This is a genomic window from Faecalibacterium hattorii (genome assembly GCF_003287455.1).
GTDB lineage: Bacteria > Bacillota > Clostridia > Oscillospirales > Ruminococcaceae > Faecalibacterium > Faecalibacterium hattorii.
Genome location: NZ_PRLC01000006.1, coordinates 77,818 through 94,859, shown reverse-complemented (window position 1 = coordinate 94,859; position 17,042 = coordinate 77,818). Strand labels below are relative to the sequence as shown.

General features: G+C 47.6%; 19 protein-coding genes. 8 read left to right on the top strand and 11 right to left on the bottom strand.

From position 1 onward, the window contains the following. Window positions 1-18: 18 nt before the first annotated feature. From C4N23_RS05770 to C4N23_RS05745, 6 genes are all read right to left on the bottom strand, one after another. Window positions 19-393 carry a hypothetical protein gene (locus tag C4N23_RS05770; RefSeq protein WP_055145314.1) on the bottom strand — a complete coding sequence of 125 codons (375 nt, stop codon included), beginning with the start codon at window positions 391-393 and terminating at the stop codon, window positions 19-21. Beyond that, window positions 390-1,571: a ParM/StbA family protein gene (locus C4N23_RS05765; protein WP_330375651.1), complete on the bottom strand. Its 1,182-nt coding sequence runs from the start codon at window positions 1,569-1,571 to the stop codon at window positions 390-392. Before C4N23_RS05765 ends, C4N23_RS05770 begins: the two co-directional genes overlap by 4 nt. A gap of 31 nt (window positions 1,572-1,602) precedes the next feature. After that, window positions 1,603-2,901: a DNA primase family protein gene (locus tag C4N23_RS05760; RefSeq protein ID WP_425349587.1), complete on the bottom strand. Its 1,299-nt coding sequence runs from the start codon at window positions 2,899-2,901 to the stop codon at window positions 1,603-1,605. Next, entirely contained in the window at window positions 2,891-3,526 is a 636-nt protein-coding gene (locus C4N23_RS05755) for a CHC2 zinc finger domain-containing protein (RefSeq protein WP_055145308.1), read from the bottom strand. Before C4N23_RS05755 ends, C4N23_RS05760 begins: the two co-directional genes overlap by 11 nt. 83 nt (window positions 3,527-3,609) lie before the next feature. After that, the gene (locus tag C4N23_RS05750) at window positions 3,610-5,658 is read right to left on the bottom strand and encodes a recombinase family protein (protein ID WP_055145306.1); all 2,049 of its coding nucleotides are present in this window, start codon (window positions 5,656-5,658) and stop codon (window positions 3,610-3,612) included. Next, window positions 5,655-5,864 carry a transposon-encoded TnpW family protein gene (locus tag C4N23_RS05745; protein ID WP_055145303.1) on the bottom strand — a complete coding sequence of 70 codons (210 nt, stop codon included), beginning with the start codon at window positions 5,862-5,864 and terminating at the stop codon, window positions 5,655-5,657. The genes C4N23_RS05750 and C4N23_RS05745 overlap by 4 nt, the downstream gene beginning before the upstream one ends. Before the next feature lie 250 nt (window positions 5,865-6,114). Between C4N23_RS05745 and C4N23_RS05740 the strand changes: the two genes are divergently transcribed. From C4N23_RS05740 to C4N23_RS05730, 3 genes are read left to right on the top strand one after another with little or no spacing between them, the layout of a single operon-like run. Further along, window positions 6,115-6,993 carry a hypothetical protein gene (locus tag C4N23_RS05740; protein ID WP_055145300.1) on the top strand — a complete coding sequence of 293 codons (879 nt, stop codon included), beginning with the start codon at window positions 6,115-6,117 and terminating at the stop codon, window positions 6,991-6,993. Window positions 6,994-7,040: 47 nt separating this feature from the next. Next, the gene (locus C4N23_RS05735) at window positions 7,041-7,967 is read left to right on the top strand and encodes a hypothetical protein (RefSeq protein WP_055145297.1); all 927 of its coding nucleotides are present in this window, start codon (window positions 7,041-7,043) and stop codon (window positions 7,965-7,967) included. Then, window positions 7,960-9,327 carry an ATP-binding protein gene (locus C4N23_RS05730; protein WP_055145294.1) on the top strand — a complete coding sequence of 456 codons (1,368 nt, stop codon included), beginning with the start codon at window positions 7,960-7,962 and terminating at the stop codon, window positions 9,325-9,327. Before C4N23_RS05735 ends, C4N23_RS05730 begins: the two co-directional genes overlap by 8 nt. 60 nt (window positions 9,328-9,387) lie before the next feature. Here C4N23_RS05730 and C4N23_RS05725 read toward each other — a convergent pair whose 3' ends face one another. The 5 genes from C4N23_RS05725 to C4N23_RS05700 form a co-directional block, all read right to left on the bottom strand. Then, the gene (locus C4N23_RS05725; protein ID WP_055145291.1) at window positions 9,388-9,759 is read right to left on the bottom strand and encodes a TnpV protein; all 372 of its coding nucleotides are present in this window, start codon (window positions 9,757-9,759) and stop codon (window positions 9,388-9,390) included. A gap of 326 nt (window positions 9,760-10,085) precedes the next feature. Further along, window positions 10,086-10,268, bottom strand: a complete 183-nt coding sequence (locus tag C4N23_RS05720) for a hypothetical protein (RefSeq protein ID WP_005924684.1) — start codon at window positions 10,266-10,268, stop codon at window positions 10,086-10,088. 223 nt (window positions 10,269-10,491) lie between these two features. After that, complete coding sequence (locus tag C4N23_RS05715; RefSeq protein WP_242983548.1) at window positions 10,492-10,761, bottom strand: replication initiator protein A; 270 nt, start codon at window positions 10,759-10,761, stop codon at window positions 10,492-10,494. 961 nt (window positions 10,762-11,722) lie between these two features. Then, a complete protein-coding gene (mobQ, locus tag C4N23_RS05705; RefSeq protein ID WP_425349586.1) occupies window positions 11,723-13,300 on the bottom strand; it encodes a MobQ family relaxase in 1,578 nt (525 codons plus the stop codon). 269 nt (window positions 13,301-13,569) lie between these two features. After that, the gene (locus C4N23_RS05700; RefSeq protein WP_097778411.1) at window positions 13,570-13,887 is read right to left on the bottom strand and encodes a DUF3847 domain-containing protein; all 318 of its coding nucleotides are present in this window, start codon (window positions 13,885-13,887) and stop codon (window positions 13,570-13,572) included. Window positions 13,888-13,971: 84 nt separating this feature from the next. Here C4N23_RS05700 and C4N23_RS05695 point away from each other — a divergent pair, with 84 nt between their 5' ends. The 5 genes from C4N23_RS05695 to C4N23_RS05675 all read left to right on the top strand — a co-directional run bounded on the left by C4N23_RS05695 (window position 13,972) and on the right by C4N23_RS05675 (window position 17,025). Continuing rightward, window positions 13,972-14,511: an RNA polymerase sigma factor gene (locus C4N23_RS05695; protein ID WP_242960722.1), complete on the top strand. Its 540-nt coding sequence runs from the start codon at window positions 13,972-13,974 to the stop codon at window positions 14,509-14,511. Then, window positions 14,504-15,199 (top strand): DUF4367 domain-containing protein, encoded by a 696-nt coding sequence (locus tag C4N23_RS05690; RefSeq protein WP_112144695.1) that lies wholly within the window; start codon window positions 14,504-14,506, stop codon window positions 15,197-15,199. The genes C4N23_RS05695 and C4N23_RS05690 overlap by 8 nt, the downstream gene beginning before the upstream one ends. 171 nt (window positions 15,200-15,370) lie before the next feature. After that, on the top strand, window positions 15,371-15,757 hold the full coding sequence (locus C4N23_RS05685; protein ID WP_223474531.1) for a hypothetical protein: 387 nt from the start codon (window positions 15,371-15,373) through the stop codon (window positions 15,755-15,757). 156 nt (window positions 15,758-15,913) lie between these two features. After that, window positions 15,914-16,306, top strand: coding sequence for a hypothetical protein (locus C4N23_RS05680; protein ID WP_223474532.1), 393 nt, complete (start codon window positions 15,914-15,916; stop codon window positions 16,304-16,306). Window positions 16,307-16,317: 11 nt separating this feature from the next. After that, window positions 16,318-17,025: a hypothetical protein gene (locus tag C4N23_RS05675; protein ID WP_223474533.1), complete on the top strand. Its 708-nt coding sequence runs from the start codon at window positions 16,318-16,320 to the stop codon at window positions 17,023-17,025. Window positions 17,026-17,042 lie beyond the last annotated feature (17 nt).

Here is a 17,042-nt window from a genome sequence, read left to right as displayed (position 1 = left end):
AAATCAAGAAAAGTAATTTCAAAAGCCGTCTGCAAAATCCAGCGCAGCTGAAATGTCCTCCTCGGTTTCCTCCGAAACAAGAGCAGCGGCAGGCTGTGCGCTCTGCATAAGCTGTAGGATACCGCCAAGGCTTACCGGCGTACAGCTCTGCAAGCTGCGTGAGATGGTATCCTCGATCCGGCTGAGGAAAGCGTCCTCCTTCTCCCGTGTTTCCAGATAGGGATCATCGGCAAGCTGCTTGCTACGGTCAAAGTAAGCGTTGACCGCCGAAACGACTGCCTTGCTGACTGAACGATATTCTCGCCTGTCAAGGCTCTGCAAATGCTCCCACGCCCTGCGGTCTGCTTCGTTCTCCAGATTCAGCCGAAGTGTTGTTGTGTAGATTTGCTTCATACAAGATCGCCTTTCTTTTGCATTTTCTGTGCAGACAGCAGCTCATAGCCCTTGGCTGTGGCGCAGATGTCATCATTGATCATCACCCGGCTGGCATCATATTCTCCGAAATTCTTCACCATGCAGCTTCCACCGCCGACAACATAGAGCCTCATCAGTTCCGGGTCATACTCATGCTCACGCAGTCTGCGGAAGATGCCTGCGGTGTAATCCCTCGCTGTGTTCTGGATAGCAGTTAGGTAGCGTTCGCTGATGTCTGCCGTCCCAAAGCGAATCACACGCTCCAGAATCGTATCATCTACCGATGCGCCAAACTGCCGCATGAGATTTTCCCGGACAGCAATCATGCACTGGTTTGTCCCGTACTTCTCCGTGAAGCACTTCTGAGATAGCGGACGGCGCTCGTTGATATACATGACATTCATCGTTCCGTTGCCAATGTCGCAAAGCATATTGATGCCCTTGAATCCCCGCAGTCTGTCCGCCACAGCGGAGAAGCCCTGCGGGAAGATGTCCGCTCCGGCAAACTCCACATGATAGCTGACACCACGGAAAATGAAATCCGCCATTTCATTCTGCAACAGGTACGCCTTGAAGCTATCCTTCTGTTCGCTGACCCAAGTAAGAGGGAGCCCCGCCGCCAAATGCACACGGGCAGAGGTCTGCTTGCGGATATTCAGCTCTCTTGCAATGGCAGCAAGGGTCAGAATATAGTAGTCACCGTCTGTCATTTTGTCAGAGATAAACTCCTTGTGACCTTCGCCCACGGTGTAATAGCTGCCGTTGTAGACAAGCAGATTGCTTTTGAAGGTCGGCTCCTTGTCAGAGATGATCACGCCCGTAGGAAAGCAGCAATGTGCAGTCTTGATATTCCCATAGCCGTGGTCGATGCCGATGATTATAGGGTTATTGTTCATATAGTTCATAGTTTGTCCTTTCTGCCGCTGTGCGGCCTTGAAAATAGATTGTTTGTGTACGGCTCTGTACGGTAAACGCCAGTGCTGTACGCCGCTGTACACCGATTGGTCTTTGGATTTTGCGTTTGCTTTGTCAAATCGCTGTTTATACCGCAAGAAAATGCGGTAATCGCAGCACATTGCACATAAAGAACGCTGATTTTGCGGTAAAATAGCTTTTTGAAAACGGAGTTGAGAACTGCCGTACATCGTGTACGGCATGTACGGCAGTTTTGAAGTCCAGTTCTCATATTTAATAAGGAAGCAAGTTCATCGCCTCCACTCCGATAAATCCACGCACCCGCTTTCCGGCTGCGTACACATTGTTGGTAGCCTCCACATTATAAAGCCGTTCATTCTGGGCCAGCTCTGAGCTGATACGATTTGCTGACATAGGCTTTTGTGCGTTGTCCTCGCACCAGCGGAGATAGGCTTCATAGATAGCCTTGGAGCTGGCTTCGCTGTCGGCCTTAAAGCGGATATAGCCCTCGGATTGCAAAAACTCGATCACATTGTTGCTGCTGCGCTTTACTGTCTCCATATTTTCTTTGGCTCTATCGCTGATGGTGAACTGATACTCGTTCCCAATCAACCGCCGCAGACCCTCCAGACACCACAAAAAGATGCCCTCACGCTCCTGTGTCAGCTTATCCACCAGAAATGGATCATCGGCTCGTCCTGCTGGCCTGTCCTTGGTGGTCAACACGATCTGCCTGCGGAAGAAGCCGTCTGACTTGTCGTGCAAAGCGGTTAAAGCGCCGTTGCCGAAGCAAAGAAAGCGGACATAAAGCTGGCTCTGATAGCTTTGAACACCCTTGCGTTCCATATCCATCTTGCACTCTGAGGTCACGATGGATTTGATATAGTTGGTCTTGGGCAGGGCACTCATATCCATATCGTCATCCACCATCAGCAGCTTGTTTTCCAGGTCTGCACGGCTGAAACGGTTGTTCTCTACCTTCTGGATGCTGGTGGTATTCATGTTATCTCCCAGCATGGAGCGCATTACAAGTCCGATTCGACTCTTTCCTTCGCCGCCCTTACCAATCATCAGGAGCATTTTCTGCCCCTTTGTGGTAGGCAATAGGCAGTAGCCCATATACTCCTGCAAGGTGGGAATGTCCTCCGGGACAAGCAGCTCGGATAAAAATTGCAGCCAGCGCACAGGCGGCGGTGCATCGGGGAGATAGGCCACACTCAGACGGTTGTTGCAATAGCTTTTGTCCTCGGTGAAACGCCCATCCAGAAAGAGTGTCCCGTTTGCCACATGGATACGGTCAGTCTCGATGGGCAGGGGCGGCGAATAGGCTTGCAGCTTGATACTGGCCAGCAGATTTGCCACCACCTTGGAAAGCCCGGAGGTCAGACAGCCGGAGATCTCCTCCAGAATGAGATTGCCGATTTGCGCCTCGTCCTCAATCAGTCCATCCACTGTGAACAGCCTTCCTCTGACACATTTCATGGGATGCTTTTTTAAGAACTGCTGACAAAACAGCACTTCGTTGATGCGTTTTCCATCATACCAATCGGGAATGCTTTCTTCAGGCGGCATAACCATTGGGGTATTCAATTCGTCCATAGGTTTCCTCCTTTCGCAGTTGTTCCAGACGCTCCTTTAGTGCTATGATTTCACCATCCGTCATCCAGTCCTGTACAATTTCCCGACGCTCATAGCTGTCACCAAAGGTGAGAATGTTCAGTTCATATTCAATCTGACTGAGCTTGTGGCAGGCTTCCACGAATAAATCATGGACTGGCTCATCCGGCGTTTGCGGCGCATAGTATGCTTTCCATTCCTCCAAGCAACGGTAATAGTCCGATAAAACAGAAAAGCACAGACGCTCGTTTTCTTTGAGCTTCTGTGCTTCTGTTCGGATACGCTTTGCATTGAGTGCCGCTGCGCTGGGCGGCTTGTCCGGGTCAAGATGAAAGTCTATCACCAGCTTCATGGCTGCGTCGTAGGGCTTGAGATCAAACAACCTTGCAGTGAAGTCAATGACATCTCCATGCTCTCCGCAGGTAAAGCAATAATAATGGTCGTTTGCCACATACAAGCTGGGGTGTCTGTCATTGTGAAAGGGGCAGAGCGCCTTGCCGTGCCGGTTGACCTCAAGGCCATACGCCTGTGCCGCTTCCCGCAGGCTGACGTTGTTTTTTACGGTTTCGAATAAATTCATGTGTCCTCCTTTGCGTAGAAAAAGCGGCTTGCCCTGATATAAGGCAAACCGCTTCCTCAAAATTTATTGTTTTATTGGAAATATTAAGCCGGAGAGGTAACTGTCTCCGCTGCCAGTTTTTCCTTCCTGTTCGCTGCATTGCGAACCCGCTGGCCTTTGATATGCCCCTCATATCGGCACTCATCACTGCAATACTTGACATTGCTTCTTGTGGTGGAAAAGGTCTTACCGCAGTTTTCACAAGTGCAGTCACGCCGCCTGTTTTCTGCCGCTTCCTGCCGGTAGAACTTCGCCCGGCAATTCGGTCCGCAGAACATAGCAGCCGAGCTTTTGGATTCAAATCCCTGACCGCAGCACTTACAGGTTAGCTGAAAAGGCTGCCCAACGGTGTGCTTCCCGGCCTTAATCAACTGATAGCGCTCCCGGCTTTTGATGCGATGCTGGCGTAGCTGCTCCTGCCGCTTGATTTCCTCTGCTGTCAGCTCCGGGGCAGGAAGTTCAAACTTTCCGATGAATTTCAGGAAGATTTCTACCTCCTGCGTTCTGTCCCCGTCGATGCGCTCCGGGGCATGAACGATGATTTTATCAATAAATTCATTGATCATCGGTGTAGTCAGCTCGGAGAAATCGGTGTACTTTTCTGCCAAAGCAAGGAACTGCTCTACACGGGCAGTATCTTCCTCATAGCTCGTCAGGCTTTCCTCCGTTTCTGCAATCTGTGCGGAAAGGTTTTTCTGTTCGACTTCGTACTCAGCAAGCAGGCTGTCAAAGCGTTCCTCAGAAATTCGGCCTACGGCAAAGGATTCATAGAGCTTTTTAATGATCGTATCCAGCTCACTGTGGCGCTTACGGTCTTTGTTCAGCTTTCGTTTGGCATCTTTGGCCGCCTCCACCTGCCTGACCTGTGAAGCGGCTCGTATCTTCTCGGTGAATTTTTCCCGATCTGCTATGGCAAGCTGGCTGACAGTGCGGATTGTCTCTAAAATAAGGATACGCAGCGACTTAGTGGTAATATAGTGCCCGCAGCAGTCCTTTCCATGCTTCTGATGTGCCAGTGTATAAGAGGAGCAGTCAAAGAAATCCGACGGATACGGAGTGCCTTCTGTACCGCCTCTGGAACGATGATTATACATCTTTGCGCCGCAGTCCGCACAGTATAAAAGCCCGGTCAGGGGATTGGCTTCGCCTATGGTATCAATACGCCGTGGCGTTTTCCGCAGTTGCTGAGCAAGCTCCCATGTTTCCGGCTCGATAATGGCCTCATGGGTGTTCTCGAAGATCAGCCAGTCCTCCTTGGGATTAGGAATAGAGGTCTTGTCCTTATATGACAGCTTGTGGGAACGGAAATTGACCGTATGCCCCATATACTCAGGCTTAGACAATATCTGCCCCACAATATAGCCGCTCCAGTTATAAGGATATGCGAACTCGGTCTTACTTTTCCAAACGCCAATGCCTTTCCTTGCAAAATAGACCGCCGGAGCTTCTACCTTATCTTCAAAAAGGATTCTGGCAATGTCATAGGGGCCTTTTCCCTCGATGGTCAGACGGAAGATGCGCCGCACAACGGCGGCGGCCTCCTCGTCAATCAACCAATGGTGCTTGTCGTTCGGGTCTTTCTTATAGCCGTAGATGGCACTGTTGGTGGTAGGCTTGCCTGATTCCCCCTTCACACGGATAGCGGTTTTCTGCTTGCGGCTCAGATCACGCAAGTACCACTCGTTCATGATGTTGAGGAACGGAGCAAATTCATTGCTGTTCTGGTCGTTGCTGTCCACGCTGTTGGCGATGGCAATAAAATGAATGCCATGCTGACGGAACATAACCTCCGTGTAAAAGCCGGTCTGCAAGTAGTCACGTCCGATTCGGGACATATCCTTTACGATCACACGAGCCACCTTGCCAGCTTCAATGTCTGCCACCAGCTTTTTCCATGCCGGTCTTTCAAATGTGCCGCCTGAGAATCCGTCGTCCGTGTAATGGGCAAAGTTTGTGTACCCCTGCTGTGCGCAATAGCCCTCCAAGTATTTCTTTTGATTCACAATGGAGTTGCTATCCCCAATCTGGTCATCGTCACGGGAAAGTCGTTCGTATAAGGCGGTGATCTTGTCCTCAGTCTGAATGATGCTCATGATGCGCTCCTTTCAGACTGACGGCTCATTTGTGGTACACCAATTATATCACAAGTTCCGTCGTTTGTAACTACTTCGTTGCGTATCATTCGTAAAATTTTATCCTCCATTGTCTCTTTCCCACTTTCACTGAAAGCGACTCTCACCTTGTAGGTGGTGCCGCCAATACGTCTTATCATATACTGTGCCTGTTTGTTTTTATCCATAGCGTTCCTCCTTGAAAAATTCATGTTCGTTTGATATACTAATGGTGGTTCCGACTGATGTAAGTCGGTGGCATCTTGTGTCATGTTTCATAAAGCTACCGCAACTTGCGTCCTCCTTTCTCTTGATACGGGTTGAAAAAGTAACCTAAATAACCGCTTATCAGATTACCCTCTCACTAATAGGAGAAATCCGGGGTGTAAATCGGAACTGTTTTTGAAAGAAATTCAAAAAATTTTCGGAGGTGAGGTCATGACAGATGAAAATAGAACATTTCTCCTGTTCCCGGATGACGGTGATGACCTAACCGAATGGGATGAAGCCTCCGATCTGACGATACAAAACGAGCAGTTAGAGGAAATCCTCTCCGAAGAACGAGCCTTAGAGCTGGAAAGAGAGCTGGAGCAGGACGAAAACCCAAGGGACTACACCGTAGAACTGGAGGACGAAGAGGAAGAAGCTGCTCCTGTCAGCGAAAAACGCTTAAAGCGCCAGATACGGGCAGAGGCGTTGGCACGGCTGGAGGATGCTGCAAGAACAGAGGACGACTTTCGATACGTTGTCAGCGAATGGGACAGGTTGGATCGGAATCGGGAACGACGGGAGCGTGACCATGAAAATCTCCGGGGAGATGTTCCGTTAGAATACATGGCAGTTCCCAATCCGAAGATGATTCCGCTGTATTTGAATCTGCCACGATACCGCCAGCTTGCCAGCGGCAATTTTCTGGATATCATTTTTTCTTGCCCCTATGAACTGCATGAGTTGGTTGCAAGCTCATTTATTTCTGAGCTGATACGCAGCCTTACCATTGATCAGAAGGAAGTGCTGTATTACCTGTCCATCCGGCAGTACAGCACCATACAGGTGGGTATGATACGGGGACAGACAGACCGAAACATTAGAAAGCTCCGAAAGAATATCCACAAGAAGCTGCAAAGAGCGGTTTATGATTACCTTTTGGAAAAACAGAACGACTGTGGAAGCCTAACGCTGCGGGAACGGCAGTTCTTAGAGGAATATGGGCTTTTGCTGAAAGCCTATGGCAAGGACGCCGTTATCCTCCGGGAGAACAAATCAAAGCCGAGGAAAAAGAAAGCTGCCCTTGGCAGCAGCAAGGACAGCGAATGATCTGATTGAATTTGATAAGCAGATGACCGAAAGGAAGGATTTGCGTTATGAATACATTTTTTGAGCAATCCCGTTCCCATTGGGTGCGGTATGAACGCTATGAAATCAAAACAGGCAAGGACGGGAAGAAATACATCACCCCGGCAAAGGATGCCAGGCCGGATGTCTATAACCCACTCAAGGAAGCCCCGGACATTGTGCTGGATGCTCTGAATGTGGGGATGCTGATGATGAACGGCAAGAAAAGCTCTGAGCCAGAGGTAGAAAAGGCAATCTTGGAATTTATTACCCACTATGGGCTGCTGGGCCTGATGACGGCCCTGCCCACCACGCCGTCCTTTATGGATTATGAGGCGGTATATCTGCCAAAGAACCATTTTATCAAGGAAGAAACGATGGAGACGGAGAAGTATCTGTCCCTGTTTTACCCCTTTGATAAGCTGGATGTGGTCAAGAACGGTGTGGAATCCAGTTGGAATGTGTCCAGCGACCGGGCAATGATTGCACTGACCATGACCTTTATGGACGAGCCGATGGCAAAGACCATGAGCTTCCAGCGGGCGTATGCAGAGCCTTACGATTGGGTGGCACAGCAACTCAAGGATTGGGCATTTAATATGCTGACCTCTTTCTTCTATTATAATGACTATGATTCCATGGAGGAAGAAAGCCGGAATATGCTGCGTAAGTCTATGGCTGCATTTGGCGGCATTGCACCCACCTATCATATAGAGCTGTTGGATAGGCCAACGATCTATTGGGATTTCCATTCCCTGCTGTTGGGGATTCAGATGATGTTCAGCTTCATGCTGGTGGACAGCACAAAGCCGTTGCGGATGTGCAAGCAGTGTCAGAAAGTGTTCCTGAGTAACCGGGCTAACTCCGCTTTTTGCAGTGCAAGGTGTAAAAATCAGTATAATGTTTATAAGAGCCGGGGAAAGAATAAATCAGAGGATGGTGATAATAATGCCTGAAAATCAGAACATAGAATGGAAAGCTAAGTGGAAGGATGACTATCTGGAATGGATTTGCGGCTTCGCCAATGCACAGGGCGGCAAGATTTATATTGGCTGTGACGATGATGGAAAAGTTATCGGCCTGCCCAATATCCGCAAGCTGCTGGAGGATGTTCCAAACAAAATCCGAAATGCCATGAGCATCGTGGTGGATGTCAATCAGCTGGAGCGTGACGGGAAAGAATATCTGGAAATCGTTGTTCCACCATATCCCGTTGCCATAAACTGCAAAGGTGTCTATTATTATAGAAGCGGCAGCACCATGCAGACCCTTTCTGGCCCAGAACTGGAGAGCTTCATTCTACGCAAACGTGGTGCTTCGTGGGATAATATGCCCTTGCCGGGATTTACGTTGGATGATATTGATGATGAGTTGGTCAAGAGATTCAAGACCCTTGCCGCCAAGAAGGGCCGGATCGACCAAAGCGTTTTAGACGAGGACAAAGCGGATTTAATGGAAAAGCTGCGTCTGACCAATGCCGGGTATTATACCAACGCAGCGATGCTGCTGTTCTGCAAAGACCCTGACCGCTGGCAGCTGGGCGCATACACAAAAATCGGCTTTTTCGAGAATGATGCCGATCTCCGTTATCAGGATGAAATTCACGGCTCCTTGTTGGAACAGATTGACAAGATCATTGAAGTCATCCATCTGAAATATATGAAAGCGAAAATCACTTACGAAGGGATGCAGCGCATTGAGCGTTATTTTGTTCCCGACGCTGCCCTGCGTGAAGCCCTTCTTAACGCTCTATGCCACAAGCAATATGAAAGCGGCGTTCCGATTCAGATCAGCGTGTATGAGGATAAGCTGTATATCGCTAACTGTGGTAGGCTTCCAGACAACTGGACGGCAGACAGCCTGATGTCCAAACACGCATCCCGCCCTTACAACACGGCGATTGCGAATGTGTATTATTTGGCCGGCTTCATCGAGAGCTGGGGACGTGGTATTGAGAAAATCTGTCAGGCTTGCAAGGAAGATGGAAGCCCGCTTCCTGCGTACACCGTGCATCCCGGCGATATTATGATTCAGTTTACAGCGTCAGAGGATCGGGTTATTCGATCTGCCACCTACAAGGTGACAGAAAAGGTAACAGAAAAGGTAACAGAAAAGGTAACAGAAACCTTGGATGAAAAATCCATGCAAATTCTGGCCCTGATTTCCGAAGATCCTGCATACACATCTACCACCATAGCAGATAAGCTATCTATCAGCAGAAAAACAGTTTCTCAGCGTCTGAAGGAGCTGAAGGAAAAAGGAATCATCGAGCGCATCGGGTCTGACCGAAAAGGCTACTGGAATATAAAGAGCTAAGTGATACAGAATTAGCCCCACACCAGCGTTCATTCATGCTGATGCGGGGCTAACATGTGTTTAGCAATATACAAGCTCCGTCAGAACAATTTCCTCTGCACGGTTATGAATGTTGTTCATGCGCCGTACCCATTCCATTTGATCGGTAGCTTTAAGTGCCTCGGTCACACCTTCCAGTCGTGCCATAGCTTCGCACATGATCTCCATACGCTGATTGCAGGATTTGTCTATCTCTGCAAGATGTTCATGCAGGGTGCAGCTTGTTAGGTAGTGTGCATAAAGGACGGGACGATGCTCTTTCAAGTAGCGGCGGCGCATACGGCCATACTTACCGATCTGATATTCCTCGGTCTCCGGCAGCGCAAGGTCGGGGATATAGTAATCGCCAACCTTCGTATATGTGCCGCCCATTTCTTCAAAAATAGACTTCATTTTCATGCTCCCTTCGTGCTAAAATGTCAGCAGTTATGCGGATTTTTTTCCTTTCCCACAACTGCCAGACCAATTCACCACAAATGAGCCGCCAGTCATGTAATAGTATTAGGCGGTAGAAACCACCCTCTACATATTACATCTTGAGTGCGGATGCTCAGGCTTTCGCTGTTTGAACCGTCATCTTTTGACAGCCGGCAGTATAAAGCAGTTACTTTTTTGTCCTTTTCCATGCGTACCTCCATAATGGAAAAGAGACCTCATCAATCACATTGTAGCGGATGCTGCGTGATGATGCAAGCCCTTTTCCGCAGTAAAACGTCCAATTAGCCAGCGGCGAGATACGATTCGGCAGTTTTACGAATTTCTTCTTCCGCAAGCCGCTGAAAAAGCGTATTCATCGGCACATTGCCGATATAATGGCGTTCCACGATCAGGCGCACGGACTTCGGACTTCTCGGCGCACGTTTACGTGTGGTGGGCTTCTTCTCAGATTTTTCTTTGTTCAAGGGCAGACCTCCTCATTCATGTGGTGCAAATACGGAAAGGAATGGATGGATTCTATTCGTTTTTCTCTTTTTGTTTTATTACGTTGGTTAGGTAAAAGTTTTCTTTGATACAGTCTTTAAGGCTGCTATACTGCATAGGAAAAATATCTTTTGCAGATGCCATTAAGAATCTGCATCACAGAATCGTGATTTTGGCGGTTCTTGAATCGTGAAAAACGCAGAACTATTCAACATTTGGAATTTTCACAAAGATGTGATTGGGCGAAGAAAACCGCGTTCGTCTGCGCTCGATCAATCCCGCAGCGTCCAATTCCTTAAGCGCACTGGAAACACTGACAGTGCTGCGCCCTAGCTGCTCAGCCAAAGAGCAAATCGTAAAAATGACAAACACGAAACCACGTTCATCTATCCAGAGATTTTTCTGCGAGAGCGTGGCACGGTCGAGCAGCAGCGCATAAGTCATTTTTGCAGTCTGGCTCAGGTCAAGTTCCAAAAGGAAGCGTGGGTATGGGAGAAACGGCGGCAGCGGAGTTTGCGTGGTAAGATATTCTGAAATGTTGATCACCTCCAGCTGAAGCAGAAATCAGAAACAAAGAGTATGTAACGAGAATTGGTGGGTTCCAATTCTCCAGTCGCAGAAAAGCACGAAACAAGTGCTCAACTGCGTTAATAAGTTAAGGTCTCCCATATTGGTCCTCGACTTCCCTAGGAGTGGGGAATCGTCCGGCGGCGGGCTTGCACCGCACCATTGGCATTTCAGCCACCCCGTCTTCGTTATGACCGGGCTGCGAGTTACAGAAGTACCTTTTGTGAAGTGCCGGACGATTGAACTATTCTGTTTTCAAAGAACGGAGTTTTATAGAAAATCTTCGGAATTTAAGGCTTCCGAAAAATTGTCCCTCTACTTACGAGCCATCGAAAACGGCCAAAAAATAGCCTGAAAAAGAAATTTGTTGAAAAGTTTTTGGAAAATATAGTTGAGGTGGCTGTTTGATTAAAATAACATTGACCCATGGGGCGACCGATGGAGGACGGAACTTTGCAACAATGGCAGTGCCTAAAGTTGAAAGTGGTCTTGAAAAAGATGCCCTACACTTGGTAGGCATCGAGAACGCCTGTTTCGTAGCATTGGTGAGAAACTTGTAATTGAATTGTAATTCTTGAGACCGAATCTCCGGCTTTGAAAAAGTCCTCTCAATAGGTAGCCGACGAAAAAGACCAAAAGACAACCATCTTTTTGAGAATTAACAAAAAGGTCACAAATGACTAGCCTTCAAAGAAGCGTTTCTACTATTAACAGAAAAAGTGGCCTAAAATGGGGGGTGTTGGAGAAAATTTCCACCTTAAAAATGCGCCTTTACTCACTAGCCAACGAGAATAGCCAAAAGCCAACAAAAACGAATTATGTATTTCTGCCACTGATTGCAACAGCATATCGGTGACAGAAAGATCGTTTAGAGCGATTCTTCGCGGTTTGGGGGAGTGGAAGTCGTTTTGTGGTGGGACTTTTTCTGCTGAAACTGCTCCAGCTTTTTCAGCACCGATTCCTTTTCCGGGGTCTTGCCGCCCGGTGCGAAAAGCTGCTGCTTGTTCAGCACCATATCAATATACTTGCGGACACTTTTCAGATCGGAGATGTCCGGCTGCAAGGTTTCCAGTTGGGTGCGAAACTCTGCGCTGCTGGATTGCAGCGCAGAAAATTCGGCATCCAATGCCGAAAAATCCACCGCAATACTGCCGTTCAGCTTCATCAGAGTGCGGACAGCTTTATTGAAGATGTCCAGTTCCTCCTTGTGCTGGGCAGCGTAAGCGTCCTTGGTCAGCTTGAAGTTCTTCTTGATAAAAATGTCATGGATGGGCTTCAGCTTGGCATGGACGGCGGCAGCGTCCTTGATCTGAGCGATTGCCCGCATACGGTTTTCGTTCTGCTTCAACTGTTTGCGGAGAGGAGCGGCGGTCTGGTTTAAGCTGTCAATGGCTTGGTTCAAATCCTCAACAGTGTTCAGGGAATGGGCTTTCAGGTAGTCCACAGCCCGTTTGACTTCCTCAAAGTCCCGGACAGTGCATTTCAGTTTTGCCTTGCCAGACCAATCGCTGCGCTGCTCGGCACGAAGATTGAAATAATCCACTAACAGGTCGGATAGCGTTGGCTCTTTGGCCTTTTCCAGAGCGTCCAGAAGAAGCTGCTTCTTTTCATTCAGATCTGCGATCCAGCGTTGCAGCCCACGAATTGCGCTGCGGATGGACTGCATCAGGCTGTTGGCGGCTCGAATATCACGATTCAGATTGCCGAGAAAAGTTTCGATGCCACGTTTTTCCATCTGGTGTGCAGCGGGACCGAGATGGACGGTCGGTATCTGCTGGATGCCCTGCCGCTCAAAGGAGCGCAGGTCAACACGTTCCGGGCGGCCAGCCGCTTCCAAATAGCGGTTGGTGATGGTTTCCCAGCTATGCCGCCAGATCTCGGCGTACTTCTGGTCGTTCCAGTCCACCGTGTTTTCCTTGTGACACTTCCAGTTGCCGGAGGGGAGTTGGATGCGCTCGCCGTTCTCGTCAAGGTCGTAGACCTTTCGGGCTTTTGGAAGCCACCTGCCGTGTTCGTCCATTGCCCGGAGCGTTAGCAGAATGTGGGCGTGTGGGTTATCATCTCCCTTGTCGTGGATGGCAAAGTCGGCTATCATGCCTTTGGAAACAAACTGCTCCTGACAAAATTCCTTTATCATGGAGAGATACTGTTCCTTCGGCACCTCCACCGGGAACGCCAGCACGATGCGCCGTGCAAGCTGGGAGTTCCACTGGTTCTCCACGGCTTCTACGGCGTTCCAGAGGGTTGCCCGGTCTGCAAATCCGGGCGGCGCATGGGATGGCAGCATGATCTCGGCATGGACTAGCTCTTTCTTCTTGTTGTAGAATTTCGTTTTCTGGTCGTACTCGCTGAACAGCCGTTCGCCGCTCTGGTAGGCAGCTCCGGCAACAGCGGACTGCCCTTGGCTGCGCTTGACGATGGTGATTTTGAAATGCGGACACGGAATAGGCATCACCCCCAAACAAAAAGACCGCCCAGCAAGATTGCTCTTGATGAACGGTCTGGAATCGTATTCGGTTTTGCTCGCCGCCTTGGAACGGAGTGCCATGCGCTTCGGTCTTAGGCGGGAGCCGCAAAAGGATAGCTGCAAAGCAGCGCAAGGAAAATGCAGTTTTCCTTGGGATGGAATCGGGCTGGTGCACAAACGCCAGCTTCGATTTCATTGAGCCGTCTGCAAGACCGCAATTTCACCGGAACGGTGTATAATTGCGCCCTTTATTCTAAAGGGTTCGGAACGCTGCGGCTCTCGTGCAGGTCGTGAATCATCTTTGCAAGAGCCAGCGCAACTTCTGGTTGACGGAATGCAATTTTCAGCAGCTCCATCACCTGATCGTTGGTGAGATCTTCTGGTGCAATCAGAAAACTTTCCAGCATTCCGGCACGGGTACACAGACGATGCACACGGGCTTTTCGGGTCAACTCCGGTATCTGATGTTCCAGAATTTTCTCACGGTGCTTGTAGTAGCGAAGCTGCTGCTCCGCTTTGGCTTTCTCGCTGCGGAGGTAGGCAAGGTCAGTTTTGGGTTGAGTCATGGCATCACGCTCCTTTACAATATTAGTGGTATTCGACATTTTTATTGGTTCGTGGTACACTACACACAATCAATGTAGATAGAGGTGATTGCGTTGCTTGCGTTATATCTAAGTGTGCTTGATGATCGAAGCTTTGAAGAAGAGTTTACCGAGGTATACAATACATACAAACGGCTGGTTTACCATACCGCTTACAAAATCATGGATGATTCGTATTTGGCAGAGGACGTGCTACAAGAGGTGTTTTTGTACGTTGCAAAAAATTTTTCTAAAATTCATCGAGAAAACTGTCACGAACTCGCTGCCTATCTCGTTAGTTGTAGTAGAAGCCGTGCGTATGATCAGCTTCGCAAGCGGCGCGAAGAATCGCTGGAAGAAATCCCAGATATTGAGGATAATGCGCCAGTGCCAGATGATGCAATAATCAGTGTTGACAATATCGAGAGGTTGACAGAACTGATTGGACAAATGAAACCGAAATATCGTGACCCATTACGCCTTTTGGCAATGGGATATACAAATCGTGAGATTGCGAAATCGCTGGGATTAACGGACGAAGTGGTACGAACACGGCTCTTTCGAGGGAGAAAACTATTATGGAAGGAGTTGAGTAACCATGAGTGAGCAGACAAACATTTCATTTGAAGCGGCCTTGATGATTGCACTTCGTGCAGATGCACAAAAGGAACTGGATACACTGCCAACACCAGAACAACTTGAAGAACTTTACCCGGATACTTCTCAATGGGATGAACGAATGGCAGTGGCATTACGGAGGAAAAAACACCGTCCGATGTTGAAACGGGTGTTGGTTGCAGCCTTGACGCTGGTGGTGCTGACCCTTGGCGCACTTGCGGTCAGCGCAGACTTCCGCAAGGCAGTCTACACGATGATTCAAAAGTTTCTGCCCATTGAGATGCAGTTGACTTATCAGGTGGATGGCGAACCGCTGGAACGATTGCCGGATGGATACAGCGATCATTATGTGCCGGACGGCTTTGAAATGGACAATGCGCAGAAATTTGAACGAGCAGAAAACTTTTTACATGTTTACTCGTCAAAAGAAGCAGAAGAAAGCTACACTGTCCGTTGCTCAATTATCCAGCCGGGGCAGCAGTCCCTATTTGATAATGAGCATACAGTGTACGAAACCGTAAAGGTCGGAGAAGCAGATGGTGTACTTGGAACCAGTACGGATGAACATGGAAAGAATGTTTATACTCTAAGTTGGGAACATCGGGGGATTACACATACCGTTATGGGAAACATTCCATACGATGAGATTATGAAAATTGCAAAAGGCATCCGATAAGAAAGCCGGGCACTTGTGAGAGTTCACAAATGTCCGGTTTTCTTTTTGTCTGAACTTACAAAGATGGAAAATTTGAAAAAATTTCTCCTGAAAATTGAAACGAAGCGGATGCGAATTACGTTGATTATACAAAGGCTCTTGATAGGAGCGAAAAAACGGAGGTGTATGTCTATGTCGAAAAAGCGTTTGTTGTCCATTGTTATTTCAGCGGTGATTCTCTTGAGTTTTGCTTGCACCGCAATGGCCGTTGAAAAGTCTGAGCGGTATGTAGGCGATAGTACGGTCAACGGATCTATTTACCAAACATACTATCAAGTTGATGCCCAGACACGAACTGGAGTAAAGAAAATCAGCGTTTCAGGCGTTCTCTATGAAAAGGGAACAATTGGAACATGGCAAAAAGTAAGCAGCTGCTCAAACAGCAGCACGACCTCAACCTGCGTGGGGAGCGGTAACTTTAACACTAAGCCTGGAAAATCTTACAGGCTGGAGTATTCTGCAACCTTTAGCTATTCCGATGGGCGGAGTGAAACCATTACTGGAAGTACCAGTAGATAAGTGAAGCTTGTTATATATTTCAGCAAGTTAGAAAGGTGTGAGGTAATTATAAAGGCGAGATCAACGCACGTTATCCGATACCTAGCTATAGTCGCACTGTGCTTGCTTTTGGGCTTTATGCTTGGAAGAAAAAGCAAATATGAAAAACGAGATTATTTGAAACAATTCAAAATTGGAAAAGCAACATACTCTGAATCGTTGATATATGAGGCTTATGGCGGATTGCAAAATGATGGGATAATGTTAGCGGTATACTACGATGTGGATGCAACCAAGATTGTTCATCAACTCGATTCATGGGAGAAAATTAATGATTCCCCAACTATATCTTCTATATTAAAAAATGTGTCGTCATATTTTGGATTGGATTTTAAGATTCCTGAAATTGCAAGTGGAAATTTTTTTCTTTATGATAATAGTCAACATAAGGAACTATGCTCGGAAGCCGAAATGAATACATTGCTTTTACATTCTGAAGATGTGAATTTTAGTCTCGTTGTCTGGGACGATGAGAAGCACACAATTTATATAGTAGAGTACAGAATTTAAGGAGGTTCGTTATGAAGAGGTTCGTATCATTAGTTCTTTCGGTGTGTTTTTTGTTTTCGATAAATACTGTGTCTTATGCTGCTAATACAAGCAGCCGTAAAGCTAGCAATCCTGTTATTCAAAGCATGAATGATAAGTATCATGTTGATTTTTCGGGAATGTCGATAGATGAATTAAATAAGTTTATCGATAAGATGAAAGATGAAGATCAAACACGCGCATCTGGAAATTTGTTAAATAATACACAGCTTGCATGGTTGGCAGCTGCGCAAATTGCACGGGATAAGGGATATGAATGTGCGGCTCTTATGGTTGAATTCTCTGTATATAATATTGACTATTCTGAGAGTGTGACGGACTCTTCGACGCCATTGCTTGACAAGTTAAACACGACAACAGTTTTTAATAATTATAAAAACAAAGTACTTAATAGTGGCTTGAAAGATTTTAGCGGAGGAAGTTGGTCTTTTACAATTCAAAAGTCTGATAATGCAGATTTATTCTATGCATTGCATAGGGTAAGCACCTCTGGAACAGGCTTCATGATTGGTAATTCTATAATGTATTATTTGATTACCGTTCATGACACATTTGATTTTGCATATGACAACAACTATGACGACTTGTTTACTACTACAGTGAACAATTGGGCTTGGTTGTGCCAGCAGACGCATGTGTTGAATCCCATAGAGATAAATCTTAGCACGGCTATTGGATAAAAAATCAGTGGTATTTA

What these genes read in the sequence shown, in the direction of transcription:
- C4N23_RS05730 (WP_055145294.1), top strand. Translation starts at nt 7,960, where the DNA reads ATGCCTGAAAATCAGAACATAGAATGGAAAGCTAAGTGGAAGGATGAC.
- C4N23_RS05750 (WP_055145306.1), bottom strand. Translation starts at nt 5,658, where the DNA reads ATGAGCATCATTCAGACTGAGGACAAGATCACCGCCTTATACGAACGA.
- C4N23_RS05760 (WP_425349587.1), bottom strand. Translation starts at nt 2,901, where the DNA reads ATGCCGCCTGAAGAAAGCATTCCCGATTGGTATGATGGAAAACGCATC.
- C4N23_RS05685 (WP_223474531.1), top strand. Translation starts at nt 15,371, where the DNA reads ATGTCGAAAAAGCGTTTGTTGTCCATTGTTATTTCAGCGGTGATTCTC.
- C4N23_RS05725 (WP_055145291.1), bottom strand. Translation starts at nt 9,759, where the DNA reads ATGAAGTCTATTTTTGAAGAAATGGGCGGCACATATACGAAGGTTGGC.
- C4N23_RS05755 (WP_055145308.1), bottom strand. Translation starts at nt 3,526, where the DNA reads ATGAATTTATTCGAAACCGTAAAAAACAACGTCAGCCTGCGGGAAGCG.
- C4N23_RS05735 (WP_055145297.1), top strand. Translation starts at nt 7,041, where the DNA reads ATGAATACATTTTTTGAGCAATCCCGTTCCCATTGGGTGCGGTATGAA.
- C4N23_RS05690 (WP_112144695.1), top strand. Translation starts at nt 14,504, where the DNA reads ATGAGTGAGCAGACAAACATTTCATTTGAAGCGGCCTTGATGATTGCA.
- C4N23_RS05740 (WP_055145300.1), top strand. Translation starts at nt 6,115, where the DNA reads ATGACAGATGAAAATAGAACATTTCTCCTGTTCCCGGATGACGGTGAT.
- C4N23_RS05675 (WP_223474533.1), top strand. Translation starts at nt 16,318, where the DNA reads ATGAAGAGGTTCGTATCATTAGTTCTTTCGGTGTGTTTTTTGTTTTCG.
- C4N23_RS05700 (WP_097778411.1), bottom strand. Translation starts at nt 13,887, where the DNA reads ATGACTCAACCCAAAACTGACCTTGCCTACCTCCGCAGCGAGAAAGCC.
- C4N23_RS05770 (WP_055145314.1), bottom strand. Translation starts at nt 393, where the DNA reads ATGAAGCAAATCTACACAACAACACTTCGGCTGAATCTGGAGAACGAA.
- C4N23_RS05745 (WP_055145303.1), bottom strand. Translation starts at nt 5,864, where the DNA reads ATGGATAAAAACAAACAGGCACAGTATATGATAAGACGTATTGGCGGC.
- C4N23_RS05765 (WP_330375651.1), bottom strand. Translation starts at nt 1,571, where the DNA reads ATGCCGTACACGATGTACGGCAGTTCTCAACTCCGTTTTCAAAAAGCT.